This window comes from Microvirga arabica, assembly GCF_016811235.1.
In the GTDB taxonomy this organism is placed as follows: domain Bacteria; phylum Pseudomonadota; class Alphaproteobacteria; order Rhizobiales; family Beijerinckiaceae; genus Microvirga; species Microvirga arabica.
In genome coordinates, this window is record NZ_JAFBID010000026.1 from 1 (window position 1) to 19,370 (window position 19,370).

The 19,370-nt window shown below is 60.5% G+C and carries 19 protein-coding genes; 16 read left to right on the plus strand and 3 right to left on the minus strand.

What is annotated here, in order from left to right:
* Positions 1-149: 149 nt before the first annotated feature.
* Entirely contained in the window at positions 150-1,244 is a 1,095-nt protein-coding gene (locus JQC81_RS14675; protein WP_203272549.1) for an IS1595 family transposase, read from the minus strand.
* 222 nt (positions 1,245-1,466) lie between these two features.
* Here JQC81_RS14675 and JQC81_RS14680 point away from each other — a divergent pair, with 222 nt between their 5' ends.
* The 5 genes from JQC81_RS14680 to JQC81_RS14695 all read left to right on the plus strand — a co-directional run bounded on the left by JQC81_RS14680 (position 1,467) and on the right by JQC81_RS14695 (position 4,829).
* The gene (locus JQC81_RS14680) at positions 1,467-1,724 is read left to right on the plus strand and encodes a PIN domain-containing protein (protein WP_203272550.1); all 258 of its coding nucleotides are present in this window, start codon (positions 1,467-1,469) and stop codon (positions 1,722-1,724) included.
* Between the two features lie 614 nt (positions 1,725-2,338).
* Entirely contained in the window at positions 2,339-2,470 is a 132-nt protein-coding gene (locus JQC81_RS33865; RefSeq protein ID WP_281400281.1) for a hypothetical protein, read from the plus strand.
* A 628-nt stretch (positions 2,471-3,098) separates the two neighbouring features.
* A complete protein-coding gene (locus JQC81_RS14685) occupies positions 3,099-3,380 on the plus strand; it encodes a hypothetical protein (protein WP_203272551.1) in 282 nt (93 codons plus the stop codon).
* 157 nt (positions 3,381-3,537) lie between these two features.
* The gene (locus JQC81_RS14690) at positions 3,538-3,888 is read left to right on the plus strand and encodes a hypothetical protein (RefSeq protein ID WP_203272552.1); all 351 of its coding nucleotides are present in this window, start codon (positions 3,538-3,540) and stop codon (positions 3,886-3,888) included.
* Positions 3,889-4,463: 575 nt separating this feature from the next.
* Positions 4,464-4,829 (plus strand): hypothetical protein, encoded by a 366-nt coding sequence (locus JQC81_RS14695; protein ID WP_203272553.1) that lies wholly within the window; start codon positions 4,464-4,466, stop codon positions 4,827-4,829.
* 88 nt (positions 4,830-4,917) lie between these two features.
* Here the strand turns inward: JQC81_RS14695 and JQC81_RS14700 are convergent, their stop codons facing one another.
* Positions 4,918-5,655 carry a hypothetical protein gene (locus tag JQC81_RS14700; protein ID WP_203272554.1) on the minus strand — a complete coding sequence of 246 codons (738 nt, stop codon included), beginning with the start codon at positions 5,653-5,655 and terminating at the stop codon, positions 4,918-4,920.
* A 635-nt stretch (positions 5,656-6,290) separates the two neighbouring features.
* Here JQC81_RS14700 and JQC81_RS14705 point away from each other — a divergent pair.
* Positions 6,291-7,088 (plus strand): CYTH domain-containing protein, encoded by a 798-nt coding sequence (locus JQC81_RS14705; protein ID WP_203272555.1) that lies wholly within the window; start codon positions 6,291-6,293, stop codon positions 7,086-7,088.
* Between the two features lie 706 nt (positions 7,089-7,794).
* Here JQC81_RS14705 and JQC81_RS14710 read toward each other — a convergent pair.
* Positions 7,795-8,046 (minus strand): hypothetical protein, encoded by a 252-nt coding sequence (locus tag JQC81_RS14710; protein ID WP_203272556.1) that lies wholly within the window; start codon positions 8,044-8,046, stop codon positions 7,795-7,797.
* Between the two features lie 1,216 nt (positions 8,047-9,262).
* On the opposite strand from JQC81_RS14710, the gene JQC81_RS14715 reads away from it, so the two are divergent.
* From JQC81_RS14715 to JQC81_RS14760, 10 genes are all read left to right on the plus strand, one after another.
* Positions 9,263-11,347: a response regulator gene (locus JQC81_RS14715; RefSeq protein WP_246520426.1), complete on the plus strand. Its 2,085-nt coding sequence runs from the start codon at positions 9,263-9,265 to the stop codon at positions 11,345-11,347.
* Positions 11,348-11,687: 340 nt separating this feature from the next.
* On the plus strand, positions 11,688-11,876 hold the full coding sequence (locus tag JQC81_RS34345; RefSeq protein ID WP_376772409.1) for a NepR family anti-sigma factor: 189 nt from the start codon (positions 11,688-11,690) through the stop codon (positions 11,874-11,876).
* 165 nt (positions 11,877-12,041) lie between these two features.
* Positions 12,042-12,251 carry a hypothetical protein gene (locus JQC81_RS14725; protein WP_203272559.1) on the plus strand — a complete coding sequence of 70 codons (210 nt, stop codon included), beginning with the start codon at positions 12,042-12,044 and terminating at the stop codon, positions 12,249-12,251.
* Between the two features lie 283 nt (positions 12,252-12,534).
* Positions 12,535-13,074, plus strand: coding sequence for a hypothetical protein (locus JQC81_RS14730; protein WP_203272560.1), 540 nt, complete (start codon positions 12,535-12,537; stop codon positions 13,072-13,074).
* Between the two features lie 94 nt (positions 13,075-13,168).
* Positions 13,169-14,287, plus strand: coding sequence for an ABC-type transport auxiliary lipoprotein family protein (locus tag JQC81_RS14735; RefSeq protein ID WP_203272561.1), 1,119 nt, complete (start codon positions 13,169-13,171; stop codon positions 14,285-14,287).
* Between the two features lie 343 nt (positions 14,288-14,630).
* The gene (locus tag JQC81_RS14740; RefSeq protein WP_203272562.1) at positions 14,631-15,434 is read left to right on the plus strand and encodes a hypothetical protein; all 804 of its coding nucleotides are present in this window, start codon (positions 14,631-14,633) and stop codon (positions 15,432-15,434) included.
* Positions 15,435-16,493: 1,059 nt separating this feature from the next.
* The gene (locus tag JQC81_RS14745) at positions 16,494-16,841 is read left to right on the plus strand and encodes a hypothetical protein (RefSeq protein ID WP_203272563.1); all 348 of its coding nucleotides are present in this window, start codon (positions 16,494-16,496) and stop codon (positions 16,839-16,841) included.
* 147 nt (positions 16,842-16,988) lie between these two features.
* Positions 16,989-17,213, plus strand: coding sequence for a YMGG-like glycine zipper-containing protein (locus JQC81_RS14750; RefSeq protein ID WP_203272564.1), 225 nt, complete (start codon positions 16,989-16,991; stop codon positions 17,211-17,213).
* A gap of 478 nt (positions 17,214-17,691) precedes the next feature.
* Positions 17,692-18,084 carry a hypothetical protein gene (locus JQC81_RS14755; protein WP_246520427.1) on the plus strand — a complete coding sequence of 131 codons (393 nt, stop codon included), beginning with the start codon at positions 17,692-17,694 and terminating at the stop codon, positions 18,082-18,084.
* Between the two features lie 729 nt (positions 18,085-18,813).
* Entirely contained in the window at positions 18,814-19,134 is a 321-nt protein-coding gene (locus JQC81_RS14760) for a YMGG-like glycine zipper-containing protein (protein WP_203272565.1), read from the plus strand.
* The last annotated feature ends 236 nt before the right edge of the window (positions 19,135-19,370 follow it).

The window sequence follows — 19,370 nt, forward strand, 5'->3', positions numbered from 1 at the left end:
TTTGTTTGAGCCGCAAGAATGTTGGAACTTCCTCAAGGCCGCTGGCTATGCGTCCGTGTAAGCGTCCGATGCTCTAGGATCACGGCCAGATACAGCCAGCCCTCGTTGGGGTCAGCGCAAGATCTGTTCCTGATTATACGCCGGTATTATCAACCAAAGACAGCTACTTTCGAGACGAGGTCGATCCCACCGGCCTTCGTTCGCCGCATCTCGCGCCCGATGGCGAAGCGAAACACTGCTGGGAGCTGCAGCGCAGGAGGTATTCGCGCCCACAAAGTTCTGGTCACCGGCCGTCCTTTGCGGGTCCGGCGGGGTGCTTGGCCTGTGACGACACGCTGCGACCAGCGAAAGCCGATCTCATTGAAGTAGAGATCCGCGTGATGCGGGCTGATGTGATGGAACACGCCAGAGACCGTGCGCCGGATCCGGTCGTTGAAGCCCTCGGCTGAGTTGATGTGAACCGGACCACGGGCGTACTCACGTGCCTTGTGGTGAACCGTGTCATGGGCGGCAAACGCGCTGCCTATGGACACAAACGCTTTCCATTCATCGCTCATCAGATGTGCGCTGGGCTCGACCGCCTCGGTGAGAACTCGATCAGCTTCGGACTCGGAGAGATCCTCGATCACCGCTGCCCGCACCTCACCAGACGGCGCACCGACGCTTACATCCGGCGGCCGCTGCACGGCCACAAGCGCCGGTGTTTTCAAGGTTTTCGGCTGGCCTTTGCGCCCACGCCCGGGTGGAGAATAGTTCTTCTCCCGCCGCGGCTTGCCGCCAACATAGAGCCCATCGATCTCGACCACGCCATCCAGCGCCTGCTCGCGTCCGACCATCAGGCGCAGGGCATGACCCATGCGCCAGGCCGTCGGCTGGCTGACGCCGAGTGCTTCCGCCAGACGGATGGAGGAGATGCCCTTGTCCGACTGCAGCATCAGCCAGAGGCCGGACAGCCAGACCCGAAGGGGAAGTTTCGTTGCGTGCAGGGGTGTTCGTGTTGTGACGGTGAACTGAAACCGGCAGGTGCCGTTCGAGCACTGATACAGCCCGGGCCGTGCACGCTTCCCGTTCTCTCTGCCCATCAGTGCGATGGACCGCCGGTAGCCGCAGGCGGGGCAAATCCTCCCGTTAGGCCAGATCATCGCCTCGAGCAAGCGCCGGCAATGGTCCTCGTCCCGGAAGGCTCGGACCATGTCTGGCACCGTGGTGATCCTCGCCAGTACCTCACGCACAGGCAGATCCATTGCGACCTCCCGATCCTGCCATCGAACACGAGATCAGAATCTCACGCAAAACCTTAGCTGGAAAGGAAAAGCTGCGTTTGGTTGATAATGCCGGCGCTCAATCAGGAGCAGATCTTGCGCTGGCCCCAAATTGCCGAGGAGCTGCGCCAGCAAGGATATCGGGATCTGTGAAAAGCCTCGGAATCTGATATTCCGAGCGGCGAACATCTATGGACCTGTCGAATGCAGGACGACGCGATTACCCTGGACACGAATATCTTCGTTGCAGACGGCCTGCGGCTCGAAAGTGGGCTGCTTGCTCGGATGTCTCAGTTCAAGTCGGGATCAGCGAAGTTTATCCTGTCTGAGATCATGGTGCGAGAAATATCGAACAAGTTGCATGAGCGGGCTGCTGATGCCAGGAAGGACCTGAAGAAGGCAATCCACGCAAGCTCTTCAGCTCAGGCAAGGCAGACGGCATGCACGAAATCCTTCGGCTGAGAAGCAGCCTATTCTACGAAGGCAAGCTGGCGTGAGAATGTCCTTTCGACCAGAGAAGCGGAAGGACTATCAAACTGGTGTCTGACAGGGAGAGACAGTCGACCACATGCGCTTGGGTCCTCTCAGGTTCGGGCGACTGCAGGATATTTTTGTGATTTCTGCGAGGAAATAGGCCGCCAACCATCTGCGTTTGCTGACGATACGTCGTCAGTCATAAGATAGGAAAGGTCGATGCAGCACCCTCAAATCTCGGGGCACCTTCAAGACACCACTTCAGTCTCAACGGGCCTCGCTGACCCTGGCCCATCACTTCAGCGGGCAACGATCCTCTTTACGGCCTCTGTCACTTCCTTCGTCGGGGCAAGCCTTCTGCTGGCCAGCATCTGATCGATTGCGTTCAGCCCCTCTGTGTTCCTTCCAGCACAGCCAAGGCCTGACAAATCAATCAGTGTGGGGCTGTCCAAGAGTGGGGATTTAGGGGTTGTTCTCCCTCTGGAACTGAAGCGCCTCTGCCATGAGCTTCCCAAACACCTCTCCGCTCAGGTGAGGCCCGGGACCGCTGGGGGATTCGTGCCCCTTCCTGTTGCCTCTCGGTTGCACATGGGGAGAGGACCATGCGAGTTGTTCGCAGCCTGAACGGATTGAGCGCCCTGGGCAACGAGGGGCAGTACCCCTGGAACAACCTGTGTTCAACAGGGCGCTTGGAGGCAGACAATGTCGCGTGGCACGGCCTGAGAGCGACGTAACGGCGACTGCTTGACGGAACCCCTACGAACCTCCTCCAGCCATGTCGCATCTTGCAGGGTTCACGCCGTGTGTTGCTGAGATATCTGATCAGCATAATGCCTTCGGAGATGCTTCCGGTCCTTGGACCAAGCGCCGATGGATTGATTGGTGGTCTCGTCAGTCGGCAATGCTGCTCTGAGGGACAGGCATGGTGCAGACTGCTCTTCGACGGAAGTAATCCTTAACAAGGTGTAAACGCGTTCAAAGTATTCCATGCTCCCAGTTCATGGGCGGGTCGGCGTCGCTGCACTTTCTGTCGATCCGGTACGCTCTAGATTCAATCGAGCCAGCGTGATTTTCGATACTGGCGGTCTGCCTCATCTTTGGTCGCCCTCCGGGCGGCCCCTTATCGAGCTGCATTTTGCGGCGCGCCGATGCTTGCGTCGGTCACCAGCAGAAAGGTGCTTTCCCTTGCTGATCCTGATTCTCCTAGGCCTTGCCCGATGGTCGCGCCGCCACGGATGTGTGCGGACTGTGTCTGAGCGGGCTCTGGTTCCACTGTCGGATGTTGGATGTGAGCTAACGGACCTTCTAGTTGTCGTTCGCTCCAAGCCCGTAGCGTAACGGAGTCAGAAGGAGACTGGTTGGATGCAAATCTCATGGAAGCTGACCCGCGATGCCATCCCTGACGCTCTCTGGCAGCCTCAGGACCTCACCGCATTAGACGGGGATCAGGTCATTGGCCGCGTCTACCGGATCGAACATGGTCCCGGCGAAGGCTTGTGGCACTGGACCCTGATGGCAGCCCCTCACAACTCGTGCTCCACGTCTCGGGTTTCGGGTCACGAGCGGGAGCGGGGTAGGGCAGGCAGGCGCCTGCTCGAGGCGTATCAAGTGCTCTTGCAGTCCCGCACTCGCGGGGCAGCCTGAGAACAGCCGTTGCTGGGCCGGCGCGTGGCTTAGCAACAGCTGTTCCGCCCGAACGGTCAAGTTGCCGCAGTGAATAGCGCTGTCGGAACCTGGTGCTGCTTACATAGGTTATTATCTGCCCAATCGTGTGCCGCGGGCCAAAAGCAGGACAGGACTGGTGACGAACTCACTCGATAACCGTTCATCGCATCTGGCGTTCCACCTCGGTGATCTTCATGCGGTGATCGACCAGATCGCCGAAGAGGCTGAGATCAGAGGGTCTCAGCGCTCCTCGATCGAAGCGACCCTGGTAGCCCTCCCCAGTTTCTATCGCCGTCGCGTCGTGCTCGCTCTCCAGAGCCGAAAGGCCTTTGCGACGGACCCGGAACTCCAGACTGCCTGCACAATCCTGCTTGAGCGGGCGGCAAACCTGTGGGCGAAGTCCGAGGCCTTGCCGGTTCAGCCGGTGGGTCCCTCCCTCTCTCTGGATTTCGATCTCCCGGTCGCCGCGAAGGCGTCGACTGACTAAAGGCTGTTTCTCCCGGATCTGCCGAATTGATCTTGCTCCCACAAGCGATCTCGCCGGAGACATTCACTGAGAGTGCTGTCGCACGCCCGCTTCCATCCCGCTCTTAGTAGCGATGGCTTTTGCCACGGCTCTCGACGCCCGATACAGGCTCCGCTCTAGAATCCCTCCCGGAAATGGGAAGTGTATGCGTCCACCGTGATGCCCTTCGACGAACGTCAAGCTGTTGGCTGGCGGCGATCACGGCCTATAACTGCAGGGAGCGCAACAAACGATTGGCTTCGCATGCGACGCAGGGAACGGGCAATCTGGTACGGACGCCTAGGGCTGATCGTGGCCGCCCTTGCCTTGATCAGCGGGATTGTGGCTGCACCCATCCTCCAGCGGATCTGGTCTCCTGTCGCGGTCATAGCGCAGCGATAGAACCGATCAAAGAGCCGTCTCCACTGCGTGATAGACTGTATCGGCTGGCTGGAGCGCACGCTCACGCGAACTTGGTCGCCGCCGCTTAACCATTCGGCAATCTGCGCGAGCCAGCCTGCTGACAAATCAGTTTGCCGATTCGAACTTATGGGGTGATGGCCATGACGGAAGCCACATTCGAGAACGCAGTCGACGAGATGCTCAGCCGGCTTCACCCAATCCTGCTGACGATCCAGCAAGGAGGTGGGGAGGACGCTTTGTACAGCCTGCAGCAACAGCTCCTTGAGCTGATGGGACTGGTCGAACGAAATCCCGGCATTGAGGCCGCAACGGGGGACCTGTACGCTGCCGCGGAGGCTGTGGTTGCGGACCGGGCTGCGTGTTCACAGCCGATCGCGCGAAAGCTGCGCTTGCTGGTTCATGCGCATCAGCGCTTCCGTGAACACCTGTCGGCGGCCCAGCCACTTAAACCAGGTCGGCGGAGCATCTGGCTGCACGGCAATCTTCGCTTTGCCGCTTGATGCGTGAGAAGAGCTCCCGCGAACCTGTGATCTCGCGGCCATCAGGCTGCTCTGACGCGGCAGCATGGTTGAGTTCCGGGGATCGCTCTTAGTTCGCCAGAAGTCCGCCACGTAGGTCAGCACCTGCATTCAGCCCAAGCGTGGCTCTGTGCAGGCTGGTGGAACCGGTTGTGTCATCCGGTGAGCCCTTATAGGGCTGACCGGTCCCGGCCACACTGCTTATCGCGCTTGCAGAGCGCTGATCGGGGTCGAGCGTTGACAGAACACTCGGATCGAACAGCTCCTCGTGGATCGAGCCATCCACTCTGATAACTGTTTTGATGCCGGTCTCGGCATCAAGGGAGATCGACTTGATTGCGGCTTTCGAGGCATTATCAGATTTGGCTGGTTCGACTGCACCGCGGAGGGCCGTCTGCTGACGCTCGCTGCCTTCGGCTGGTTCTCCAGCCTTTTCGCCAGCTGGTTTTGCGACACTGTCATCTTTAGCAGTCGGCACCGCTCGCTGAGTTTTGCGGGCTGCGGCAACCTGCTGCTGGTCCGCGATGATCTTCTCGAGTTGCGCCTGAGCCTCGGCAGCCTCTCGTTGTGCCTGCGACCCGAAGATGGCAACCAGAGGATTGCTCGCGCGTTCTGCTGCCGCCTTCGCTTGGGCTGACTCAACGGCCTTTGCCGCCTCAATCTGCTGACGGGCAGCCGTCGCCTGCTGGCGATTGTTGGTGTCGTACGAATAACGCTGGCCGTTGATCTCGTAGAAGACAGTTTTCGCTGCCACGCTGCTGGTAAGGGTTGCGAGGACGACAACTGAAGCCCCGAGCGTCGTGAACATCCTACCCATCACATATTCCTGTTCCCAGTCAGGGTTAGATTCGGTTAAGGAATGTGGCAACTATATGGCATGCCTCGACATCATCCACCCTCATCCGGACGAAAGACTCCGATTGAGCTGCGATTCTCGTCACATCGGCGGGTCGAGTTCAACGTCTGGTCAAAGCCAGTGAGCCTGGCCCGCCACAATCCAGCCGTACTGCACCGCTTAGTTGCCGCCCGATGACTGTCCTCATCAGTCTTGGATGTCAAACAAGAAACGGAACCAGACGCGAGATGAAGCTGGAACGAAAGAATTTGTCCCCGTCGTTTGATGCTGATGCTACTCTGAGCCAGCTTGAACGCACGATGCTTGCCTCCATCGCTCTCATGAAACGCCTACGGCGACAACACCGGCGCTCTGGCAACGTCGGCGCACGACGCGGCAATGAGAGCAGGATTGGTCAACCGGAACGTTCATCCCTCGTGAAACACTGAAAGGCCTACGAGAAAGCCCAATCTTTCAAAGATCGAATTGGCAGTCTCTGAAGCCTTGGCTCCACCATCATCATCGCCGCGCAGGCACCTCATTGCGGGCGGCATAGCGCCTGTTGGGCGAATAGCCCAGTGACACATTCAACCAAACAGGGGGGCAGCATGCCGACTCGACGCTTTCTGATCGCACCTTCATTGGCCCGGCTCATTCGCAAGGAGCGGAGTGGCGAAAGGATTATCGAGGGCTATTTCCCCGACCAGTTGGAGCGGAGCGTGCATGTCCACCTTGCCGGCGGAAAGGTCTATCTTGTGCTTGTCACAAGGGACCCTGGCGCTGCGCCGGTTGAGGAACACACGGAGATCCCGCACGCCCACGCAGCCGCACTCCTGGATTTTGTCGCTGGCAAGCTCGGATACGTGCGGTCCAAACTCCCTGTCGCTGGACAAGCCATCTTCACCGATCATCTCGTGAGTTCGGAGCCGCTCGACCTGATCTCGGTAGAGTTCGTAGCCGACGTTGGGGCGGAGGCGTTCACTCCCCCGCCGTGGTTCGGACCTGAGGTAACGGATGATGCGAGATATCTAAATCGCTCCTTGGCTCTTCAGGGGTTTCCAGAGCAGCATGATGTTGAACTCTCAAACCTGGCGCTCGACAGCTTGCTGGATGCTCTCGAGAGCCGGTCTGTTGCGCCTACGCTCCCGGCAGCGGTCCCTTCCGTTGGGGCGCCAATGATCGTGAGTCCGTCAAGCATTTCCTCAGTTCGAGCACCGATGGACAAACCATCGCTTGAAGGAAATGGAAGGTCCGACACGGCGGCTCTCCAGCCGACAGCAAGCTCAATCTCCAATGAAGGCGCAGAGAGCACCACTGTGGATCTCGAGGTTGATCTCGCAAGAGAGTTGGCCCGCTCACTTCGGCGGCGGAGTGAGCGCAACCTGGCGCGGGCCAGGAGGGCATGAAGGCTGCTGCACGGATACTGACTGCAGCTTCCTAATGCACCTGTCCCGTAGACATTACCGTACCTCGAACACGGGACGGATGCTCGCGATGATTTCACCTGCGCCGGAGCCTCTTCGCTTTGGCCTTTGATCCCTGCTGCGATTCGCCCGGCGTGTCGTCCGTGGGAAGACTGTCGATGATATCCGCGAGGGACCTTAGATCCATGCCGGCCGCACTGAGAACTTTGGAAAGTGTTTCGGTGGATGGCCATCGTTCACGGCCGCTTCGGCTGAAGCGTTTCGAGGGATTGAGGGCGGTTGCATCTAGGCCGGCCCTCTTGCTCAAAGCAGAAACTGAGATCCCCTCGGCCTCGGCAATGGCGTCAAAAGCGGCCCAGATCTGCTTGTGAGTGAACATACAAATCCATTCGTGAGTTCCGACCCGAGGGTTCCGTTCACATGGGTCAGCAGGCGCTCGAGGCGACCCGATTGAACATGCCATCAACAAGGTGGTTAACGGCGTGGAGCCTGGCTGCCGAACTCCGGCAGACCCGGTGATCCAGCCTCCCGCTCTTGATCTCACTTCCAAGGGCTGCGGGCCAAAAACGATGAGGCGACGAGTCTGGTAAGTGTTGGTTAACCATACCGGCGCATTCTCTCGATACTGCCAGCAGGGGGCCGACGGCTGAGTCCGCTCCGATGGCACCAACCTATGGCCTTCATGATTTCAATCAAACGCGTGAACGAACAGCTTGGCACGATCGAACGAGTGCTGTCCGGGATTGAAAAGGGCGGCGGAGCGATCCACGTCAGAGATCTGGCATCGCTCCTTGTCGACCTGATCAGTATGCTCGAACGGGATCCAGGCCTTGAAGCGGCTGCGGACGATCTTCACGCTGCCGCCGAGAGATTTATGCGCGACAGTCACGTGGGTGCTCAACCTCAGGCCAAGAAGCAGCGTCTCCTCATGGAGGCTCACCTACGCTTCTGTTCTCGACTAGCGGGAGCAATGAGGCGATTGGAGCAGCAAGAGCCGAAAGCGTGCTTTACGCTCGTGGCTCTGCGTGCCGCTTGACAGGATTTTGCTCGCCTCCGTGCTCCGGAACGTCGTGGTGATCTAAGCAGGACACCACTGGCGAGGATCGCACCAGGGCAATGGCGAGAGCCAGGGCTTGCTCGATCGGTGTGGCACCTCGAAAAGACGGGTGCCTCACGCACATGTCAGGCGAGCTTTGCGAGGTTATCGCCGCTCAAGCTGGAGCGCCAGCACGGTCGTGGCATAGATCGAGGGATGGAGCCAAAACAAGCTCCCACGCTTGTGCTCCTCCGCACTTGGGTCGCGTGTCCGCCCGATTAGCGAGCGAGGCTGTAAAGTGCTGCGGTTCTAAGCAACCAAGCTGATGAGGTCCTTGCCCCCGTTCCACACGGTATAAAAATCCCCGCTGCGGTCGAGAATGTACACATTGGGGCAGTTCTGCGCCGTCGATGAGTGCGCGGCCCTGACCGCGAATTTCAAGGCATTGGTGCGAAGGTAAAATGCACCGAGATCCCGGCCACGATGAAGGACAGACCAGCGGTTATCTCGATATGCAATACAATACGCTTCGTGGGGCATTGAGGCTCCTCCGAAGTGGCTTGGCAATTAGACGGTGAGGAAGCGTTGCTAACGCTCTTTGGCTGCTCCGGCAACCCACGAACGACATTTCAGTATGCTTGGCGACGTTGACGACCGGTTGGCGCGAGTAGCCCTTGGGCCAGTCATCCCACGCTACTGATCGCTGGCCCAACAGTCTCGACCAAAGGTGGTAGCATACTGATCTTTGTAAATTTCTGGTTGAGAGTTTCGGACCGATCTCTGCAGATGATGCGATCGAGAGCGGCTGCATGCCAGAGACATTCCGGATTGATCTGCATGCCGGCCCTTTGTCTGCTCGCCGTCTTGCGGTAAAGCGCTCCCATACCTTTGACAGCTCTGGTGATAAGCGTCCCCGGAGCACGCTTCTCTCCGGACCAGCACTGGACCTTGACCAGCCCGGATCAGAAGAGCGAAAGGGCCTATCTGTCACGCTCTGGCCCGCCGGGGCACTACCTGCCGACCTTCATGACTGGTTCAACTGCCATGCAGCAGACAGGAAGGTCTTTCCTGATAAGATCCTCAAGATCGGGCCGAGGTGATGATGGAAGATGCTAAGTTGATGAGGGCAAGCCCGAGCGCGTTCCCTCCGGGTCTGGCTCATGCCTCGTCTGAGCCCATCCTCGCGAAGATCCTGGTGGTCGATGACGATCGCAGGAACCTCATGGCCGCACAAGAAATGCTGCGCTCGCCTGGGCTCGAGATCGTCACGGCCGATTCCGGCGAGGCAGCCTTGCGCCAGGTCCTGCAGGAAGACTTCGCCGTCATTCTCCTTGACGTGCAGATGCCGCGGCTCGACGGCTATGAGGTTGCAAGCCTGATCCGCAACCGTCCGCGCTCCGCGCGGGTGCCGATCCTGTTCCTGACCGCCCACAACAAGGACGAGGCACACGTCTTCCGCGGCTATTCGGCGGGCGCCGTCGACTACGTGTTCAAACCGATCGAACCCGTGATCCTCAAGTCGAAGGTCGACATCTTCGTCGACCTCTACCGCAAAACGGAGGAAATTCGCCGGCAGAGCGAAGAAGAGCGCCGTCTTCTCATGGAGAACCTGCGGGTGCGCAGCGAGAAGCTGAAGGTGGAGCAGGCCCTGCGCCGCCGTGAGGAGCACCAGTCCCTTGTCCTCGCGTCTCTGCCGATCGCACTCTACACCGCCTCCGGGCAGGAGGATCATCGGCATCTCCACTTCACGAGCGGGAGCATTGAGCGTATCACCGGCTTTCCCCCTGAGGCCTTTCTTGAGCCGCCGGATTTCTGGGCTTCCCGGCTCAATCCCGAGGATCGGGAGCGGGTGTTAACCCAACTCCAGCGGCTTCCTGAGGACGGCACAGCGTCCCTCGAGTATCGCTGGCGCTGTGCCGATGGCACGGAACGCCACTTCCTCGACCAGACCGTGCTCATGGGCGATGACGATGGCCGGCCGGGCGAATGTTTTGGCATGTGGTTCGACATCACCGAGCGCAAGCAGATGGAGCAGAACCTGCTGCACGCCAGCAAGCTCGAGGCGATCGGCCGTCTCACGGGTGGCATCGCTCACGACTTCAACAACATGCTGAGCGTTGTCATTGGCAACCTCGACCTGCTGAAGAAATCGATCCAGGGCAATGACAAGGCTGAGCGGCGCGTCCGGATGGCGATGGAGAGCGCACAACATTGTGCCGGCTTAACCTACCGGCTCCTCGCTTTCTCGCGCCGTCAACCCCTGCAGGTCTCGACCATCAACGTGAAGACCCTCCTGCCGGAACTGCTCGATCTGATGCAGCGCACGCTCGGCGAAGGCGTCAATGTGAGCCTCTTGTCAGAGGAGGCCATCTGGCCGATCCAGGTCGACCGGGCCCAGTTCGAAGCGGCGCTCCTCAACCTGGCGGTCAATGCCCGCGACGCCATGCCGGATGGCGGCGATCTGACGATTGCCGTCGAGAACCGATTCATGGAAGAAGGCACGGCCATCGCCGCTGGCGAGTACGTCATGATCGCGGTCAGCGACACAGGAATCGGCATGCCGCCAGAGGTCGTGCAGCGCGTCTTTGAACCCTTCTTCACCACGAAGGAGAGCGGCAAGGGCACAGGCCTCGGGCTCAGCATGGTGTATGGCTTCGTTCAGCAGTTGCATGGCCACGTGGAAGTCGACAGCGTGCCGGGCGCTGGCACGACCATTCGCATGTTCCTGCCTCGTGTGAGAGGTGCCGTGGAGCGATCACCTGAGCCAGGGGACACCGTGCCGAACTCGTTTGGTGCCGGGCAAAACGTTCTGGTGGTTGAGGATGACCCCGTTGTTCGCCAGGTGGCGGTCTCGACGCTGCACTCGCTCGGCTTCAGCGTGATGGAGGCCGCTTCCGGCGATGAAGCGGCCCGGCTTCTGAGGGCGGATCGACGAGTCCATCTCGTGTTCTCGGATATCCGCATGCCGGGCGAACTGACCGGGATCGGTCTTGCGCGCCTCATCAGGCGTGAGATGCCTGAGATTCAGGTGCTCCTGACGACCGGCTATGTGGACGGCGACGAGCCGATTGAGAACATTGACCTTCTCTACAAGCCGTACCGGGCGGCAGATCTCGCACAAAAGATCCGCTCGTTGACGGGAGCATGCCGCCCCGCCGAGGCCGAAGCGTTTCAGATCCCCCCAACGGCCTCTGCGGCGGAGTGACCGGCTTGGCTCCTCGCTGAGAGGCCTTCGAGGCATCTGGAGCGTATTGATTGAACAATGGCGGCGAAGTCATGTTGCCGTCTGCGGGCTCCTGGTCCAGAAGCCAATGTTCCGAAACCTGTAAACCCAACACACCAGGATCCAGGGAGGAAAGGCGCTCGGTTGCTGACAAATATTGCTTTGTTGCGGTTGGCTCTGAAGTTCCGGTCGATGTCCACGAAATGCAGAGCTGAAACTTGGCCCGTTCCGTGTGAGTTCCCCATTCAAATTGTCCGTCAGCGCTGACGGTCAGAAAAGCCTGGTATCATTTGGGAGAGTTGGCATGAGCCCAATCAGAAGGATGTCTTGGGACCCTGTTCTCCAGAACGGCCTTCATTCCTCGAAGGAGAATCTGGTTGTCACGATAGGGCATTCGCTCCGAGCTTGTTACGATAGTATCCTGCAACAGGGTGTTCCGATGAGGTTCAGGTCGTTGATTGAGATGATCGAGCGTTCCGAGCGGGAAGCCATGCGCGCGAGCAAGCGGTGATCCGTTGCGGCGGATCAACATCTTATCGTCCGCGAAATAGGTCGATGGCTCATCTTGAACCACCGCCTGTTATCGACCGGCCTGCTCGTCTTCGACGGCTGAGGTGATCGTCAGATGGGTGGGCCGCGGACGACCCATCTGAGTGTGCAACCGAAGGGAGGCAGCATGTTCTTTGTCGTAACCGGAAACACCGGGAACGGAGCCGTGGCAATCACCTGCGACAGCGCAGCCGCCGCGGTGGAGAAAGCCCGCTCTCTCATCGCCGAGGGTGTGAGAGACGTCCTCATCACCGACGCCGACGGGCTGCAACATGCCCCGGCTGACTTCGACCGGCTCTTCGTTGCAATCCCCGCGGACACCACGCCCACGGCTTGATGCAACCGCTGGGAAGGCTATTCAAAAAGAAAGGCCCCGGGAGAGGGGCCTTTCCGGCACGAGGGCCATGAGGGGGTTGATCAGGGCCGCACGCTCGAGCTGAGATAGCGTCCAGAGTCTTCTGGACAAGGTGTGCCAGCTTGGGACTGGGTGTCCCTCCAGCTGGGGCGCGCGTTAGCCCAGCTCGTGCTCCGCCATCAGGGCCGCGCCAGCTTTTCCGGACAGTGTCACTCGTGCCGCATCGCCAACCTGGGGTGCTCGCGCTACGCTGCGGCGATACGGCATGAACAAGGGCCGAGCTGTGCCGAAAGGACGGAATGACACCCTCGCGCGTGCACACGGGCTGCTTGCGGGCGCGCTCGTGTTCCTGCTGCTTGGGTCATCAGTCCGTGCGCAGAGCAGCGCGTCCTCACCCGGCCCCTTTGCCGGCTTTGCCGGATCCTGGACGGGCAGCGGTACGATTGCGCTGTCGAACGGCACCACGGAGCGCCTCCGCTGCCAGGCCGCCTATGCTGTGGCATCCGCCGGCAATAACCTACGGCAGAACCTTCGCTGTGGCAGCGACAGCTATACCTTCGAGCTGCGGACGGACATCAACTACGACGGGGGCCGCGTTGGAGGCTCATGGGCGGAGACCACGCGCAACCTCTCGGGGAGGATCTCTGGCCGCGTCAACACGGGCCGGATCGATGCTGTCGCGGAAGGTCCTGGCTTCTCGGCCGGAATTGCGATGAGCACCCGCGGATCACGCCAGACGGTGAGTATCCGCTCCCAGGGGACCGAGCTGTCGCAGGTCTCGGTCGACCTCAGCCGCACACGTTAGGGGAGGGCTGCCGACAGGCCCGGACCTGCTATCATAGGGCGGAGTTGTGAGTAGCGAGTGACGATATGCATCTCACCCGAGGTGAGGCCGGACCATGGAGACGCGGGCGCGGTATGCGTTGATTGGGCTGTTTACACTGGGTGTGGTCCTCGCTGCCTTTGCGTTCGCGTACTGGCTCCGCAGCGCAGGCGGCTTCGGCGAGCGTGCGGTTTATCGCGTCCGCTTTGAGAGCCCAGTCACTGGATTGCAGCCCGGCTCGACGGTCCTGTTCAATGGCATCCCGGCCGGCGTGGTGACTGAACTGGAACTTGATAGGAACGATCCCCGCCAGGTCATGGCAACAATCGCTCTGGATCAGGGGACCCCGGTCAGGGCCGATACCCGGGTCGGCGTCGAAGCCCAGGGCCTCATGGGCGCACCATCGCTGACACTCGAAGGCGGGACGGCAGCGTCGCCGCCACTGAGTTCTGGCGACGGTACGGCCATACTCGTGGCGGACCTGGCCGCGACCCAGGACCTGAGCCAGGCGGCACGCGAGGCGTTGCAGCGGTTCGACCGCCTCATGGCGGAGACTGCCGAGCCGCTGCGCGACACCATCTCCAATCTCAGCACCTTCTCGGGAGCCTTGGCGCGCAACTCCGATCGTCTGGACGGGATCCTGGAGGCGCTTGAACGTCTCGGTGGTGGAGGCCCTGCAAAAGCCCCGGCGCCGACCTACGACTTGACGGCGCCTCGGGAGTTTCCCCCGCACGACAAGACCATGGGCGGACAGCTGGTGATACCCGAACCGACGGCCCTCGTCCTGTTCGACACGCAGAAGATCCTTATACGGCCACGAGCGGGGGAGAGCGTGGCGCTGGACGCGCAATGGAGCGACAGCCTGCCGAAGCTCCTGCAGGCCAAAATCATCCAGAGCTTCGAGAACGCCGACTATGTGCAGACTGTTGCGCGGCCGATCGACGGCCTGGCAGCCGACTATCAGCTTGTGATCGACATCCGCAGCTTTCAGGTGAGCCTGACGCCGGAACCTAGGGCAGAGGTGGAGTTCACGGCCAAAATCCTGGGCGGGGATGGCCGAATTGTTGGTGCGCGAATTCTGCAGGAAGGCGTTCCCGTCAGGGCTACTGACGCAGCAGCGGCGGCGGTGGGTCTCGATGAGGCCTTCGGCAAGGCTGCAACCGAGCTGGTGCTCTGGGTCTCAACTCTCATCTGAAACCGACTCTGCAAACGATGCTGTCCAGAAATGCTTGTTTGGGGTTGATGATTGCTCATCCCAGCGGAGCTCCTGTCTTTGCGCCGCTATAGGCAAATCTGTGACTACGGACCAATTCTCAATACAAAGCACTTCTGAAGAAGCAGAGCAATTAATGTTTAATTAACTATAGAAAAGCAGATGATTATGTATATAGAGTTAATGCCCGACTAGTTTGTTGCTCAAGACGTCAAAAATTACCTGCATTTGCGCCGGAACCATGTTCTTCACTGGGCGTAGTCTAGGCAGCTTGGCTGCTGTCCTGCAGTCAGCTCTCATTGTTACTGCTTACTGAAGGTGAACTATGAAGCGTTCGCACGCTCTTGCTTTGTCCGGCGTTGCCCTGTTTGTCGCCCTCTCAACCTCATCTCACGCTCAAGCAATCCGACCGGGTCAGCAGTGCCAGCCCGCCGTCGCCAACCCTTCCATGTACGGCAACTGCCGCCTTCGCATTGTGAGAGGCCACGAGGTCTGCCGCTGTGCCATCCTTCCCCAGGCTCGGCACCGTCTCAATCGGGTCGACCGGGATGACATGACGACAGGGGCTCTCGGGCGGGCGTCAGCAGGGTCCGTGGCTCCTGCCAGGGCGCCGGGTGCTGGTGGTTGGTTCGCTTCCGGCTCGACAGGCCCTGCGGCATCTGCGAGGGCCGCAGGGGCCTCTTCCGTTGCAGCAGGCTCCGGATCAGGCCGAGCCGATAATGGCGGATCGTTCGCAGGTGGTGGGACCTTCGGTGGAGGCGCTGACAGCAGCAGCCGTGGCAATCCGGGCAACGACAAGGGCGCTGGCAATGCTGGCGAGAGCCCGAATGGCGGCGGCTTCGGTGGCGGCTCCCACGGCCGCAGCGATGCCGGCGACAGGGGCGGCAACAATGGTGGTCGCGGCGGTGGTGGAAACCAGGGCGGAGCCGGCAATCCCGGCAATGACAGCAGCGTAGGAGGTGCCGGCGAGAGCCCCAATGGCGGTGACTTCGGCGGTGGTTCACAGGGCCGCGGCGATACAGGTGATCGGGGAGGCAACAGCAATGGAAACAGCGGTGGCGGCCATGGAGGCGGTAACAGTGGCAACGGTGGCGGGAATGGCAACGGCAATGGCGGCGGGCGGCGGTAAGCTTCTTGATTTCCACCGGACGGCTGCCGCGATAGCCTGAGCCGCTGGGAGGGGGAGCATCCACCAAGCTTGCTCGTCCAAGCGGGGCCCTGGCTGCTTTGTCAGCCAGGGCCCCGCTTGGCTTTTCCTGACGTGTTGAGCTATCCCACAGGCCTTGCTCGTTCTGAACTCGTTCACGCCTGTGGCGGCCAATCACGAGGCATCTGACCAGAGACTGAATTAGATCACCTTCAATGGATCCTTGCAGAAGGACTTTGAGGCATTGTTCACAATGACGGAGTTCTGTGGCCAAGCCGATGTTCAAGCGACAGCGCTTGGACGCAAGCTGCGACGCCTAAAGCCGCACCATCTTTCGGCAGACACTTATGTCGGCGATCTCAGCCATCACAGCATCAAGAACACCGATTGGGACCTCCTCATCCTTCTGCGTGAGCAAGGGAGAGCTGCAGCGGATCCCTGGCTGCGCGATGCACTGCCGGAGCCTGAGGTTGCCGCTACGGTCAACGGGCGCTCTGGCGCCCGTTGATCAGGAAGCGTAAGGGGTAGGCCAGCGCCTCAAGGCAGCTCGCTTGATAACCGGAGACATGAGCTTCGGCAGACGGACTCATTGCAATCTCATCTTGCGCCGCGACCATTAACGAGACTGCATACCGATCTCTATGTGAGATGTGGAGCGAACCCCTGCGATCTGGATGAAGCTCTGCGTTCCAGTGCGGGCGCGCTTACGCCAAGTTGGGAACACGTCGCGTAGAGTGATCGGGAACAAGGGGCCTGTTCGCTTCGGTCATGTCGCATAACGCAGCTCTGAATTGATCGAGGCAACCATCTCGAAAGTACAGTTAACTGTTGGATAACGGCGGCTCAGCCTAAGAAAACGCCAGCATTTTCAACTGGGCCTGCCGGGTGAATATTCCTCCATTGGAGCAGATTTTCACAACAGCCGTATCGGATTTGCCGTTTTCCCTTTGGACGACTTGCCGCATCTGGCGTGGATGGGGAACGAAAGCCCTTTGCGAGCCGTTGCCGGGGCAAGTTGCAGTATAGGCGTGCGTTGTTTCAATGACCGATGATTTGACCCCTGCGGCTCTGAGCGCCGTCCAGAGCCGGATCGAAGAGATAGCCGATCAGGCCGGGATCGAAGGGCACGCGCGCCTGAGCGTGGACGACACATTGGCTGCGCTTCCGTGGGTTCTCCGTCGTCGTCTGGTGCTGATGCTTCAAAGTTTGAAGGCATTCTCGCCGGATCCAGCCGTTCGGGCGGCTGCCGACTTTTTCCAGATCAAAGCTGCGAAGATATGGGCCGCCATGCCCTTCCAGGGGCACCAGGACGAGACGACAACTGATACCACTGTGCTTGTTGAACCCAGACGCACGAGCTCCCCTGCCGCACGAGGCAAGAAACCTTAAGCGTCTGTTGAAGCGGCCAGTAGCACATGCCGAATCTGGTAGGGCCCAGCAATACCGTGAGTTCCCTCACCCGGCCTGCCCCGCGAACTTTGGAGCCACTCTGAAGTTCTCTTGGAAGGTCGCGGTCGGACCATGTGGAGGGACCTCATGCAAAAACTCGCATACGTCACGATCTTGTGTCTCCTTGCCGGAGCCTGTTCTACCCGGCAGCAAACAACAAGCACGGCCGTTGGAGCCACAGCCGGCGCAGTGGTCGGTGGCCCCGTTGGGGCGGTCGTCGGTGCGGGCGCCGGAGCTGTGGCGGGAGCGCCTGGCGGCGCTGTGGACGAGGTTCAGGGCGACAACCGCCGGCGCGCAGTGCGGCGACGGTAGGCCTCACCATCTGCCGACCTCGGCGAGCCAGGATGGGCCTCGGGAGCATTTTGCCGGGTCTCCCTCGAGGCGGCTTAAAAGCCGCCGTGCGTTGATCTCGATCCCGGGGCGCTGGTTGTCCGGGTGATCCCCGTTGAAAGCACATCCGTTCACCTCGCAGCCTATCGATGTGTGATGAAAACACGATCACCCGTCGACGACTTCAGACTCTTAATGATGCCCGAAAATGTGTGGGCCTTTCCGGATGCTTGCTCTTGCGGCCGCCGGATCCCGGCCCCACCTAGGGTGAGCCGCCCGGGCAAGCACGAAGCAACAAGTACAGCCGGGCCGAACCTGACTTCAGAAACGACAGAACTCCATCCTTCGGCTGGCTCAGGATTGCGCAGCCTGTGTGAGATTGTCAGACCATCTCGGGAAAACGCGGCCGGACCGATGGGCAGACACCATCGCTGGCTGGATTTGGGAGCAGAGACCCACAATGAAGAAGAAGTTTGTCACCGCGCTCGTCTTGAGCGCAGGCGCGGCTTTCGTTGGCCAAGCGGCCGCAGCCCCGGCAAAGCCGGCCTCCTACGATGGCACCTGGAGTGTCCGCCTGGTCACGGAGGCAGGGAGCTGTGATGCGAGCTACCACTACACCATCGCCGTCGAGGATGGCCGCGTGCGTCCGATCTCGGCTGCGGGCGCGAGTGTGTCCGGCGGCGTGGGGCGCGACGGCAGCGTGACGCTTAGCGTTCAGCGCAGCATCGCGCAGGCGCAAGCGTCGGGCCGCCTGCGGGCCAGTTCCGGCTCCGGGACATGGCGTCTGGCCATGCTTGGATGCACCGGCCGGTGGACGGCCGAGCGCGGAACCGTTCAAGCCCAGGCCAGCTAAGCAGCCTCACTTCAGCCTGCCGGCATTCTTTGGCTCCGCGCTGAAAGTGCCGGCTCGCGCATCTCTCCACTTGGAACGATGCTGCCGGATCGGATGACGTGGGTGGTCCTGCCGCCTTTCTCCTTCTGGGGCGACATTGCTACTCGCCTCAGCGGCGCCTTCGCCACACCTCCAGGCGGGCTGAGCAGGCCTGATCCTCGGCCGCTAGTAGCTTCGTGGCTCGTATGATCGGGAATGTGTTCGGCGTCGGTTGTAATGCAGAGATCAAACCCATTGAAGTTGGCTGTCCGGGGGGCGCCGGGCTCACATCGTGAGCCGGCCCGCAAGCGCCATACAGAAGCCGATCGTGCTAGCCGCTGGGCTTGTCCGCTTGAGACCCTGACGTTTCGGCAAGGCAGAGAGAACGAAAACGGCCACGACCGCTGCGAAGATCGCCGTTTGGCCGGCCCACTCGGGTGCGCTGCTGGCAAATGGTCCGAGGATCAGCCCGGAGATCAGGAGTGTGAGAAGAGTGCTCCAGAACAGCATCAGTCATTATGGTTCATCATGATGGCCGAAGTTTTAAAGTGGGGTTCCTTAACGGCAGCTGTACGAAGAGGCAGGCTTGATCATCGAGCATCGTCGTAAGCACCACCATCCGGTTTGATCGCCATCGGTTTGACGTTCGTGTGTGCTGGAACCATGCCCCTGGCGCTGAGTTAGCCCGGGCAATCAACAAGGGGGTCCTCCATGCACAAGACCGTCATCACATTGGCTTCATTGGCCGCGCTCACGATGTTCCCGTCTCTCGCCTCGGCCCAGAATCGCACAGCTGTCGGCGTCGGGATCGGTGCGGTGGCAGGGGCAGTTGTTGGTGGTCCAATCGGCGCGGCCGTCGGCGGGGTGATTGGCGGTGTGATCGGTGCGAGCACGGACCAGCGCCGCACCCGTGCGTACCGCAGCAACCGGAAATCATATTACTCGAGCTACAAGGACAACCGCCGCTCGGTGAGGCAGCCTGTCCGCCGTGAGGCTCCTTCTCGTAAACGCGAGTTCTATCCACTCGGCTAATCCTGTCCGCCCTCTTTGGTAGTCGCGAGATGTGTCGCACCTGACGTCCTGCGGCGCAATCGCGAGATCAGTTGATCGACGCGAGGTGTTCTGCCCCAGGAATGGGACGGTCGGCTTAGATGATCGTGTCAATGAGCCATCGTGAGAGCTCACCGTTGTGGAGGCCGGATTCTCAGTGATCCAGGCAGCGCTTTGGTCCACTCATGGGGAGCGGATGCTGCACAGCTCATGCCTCA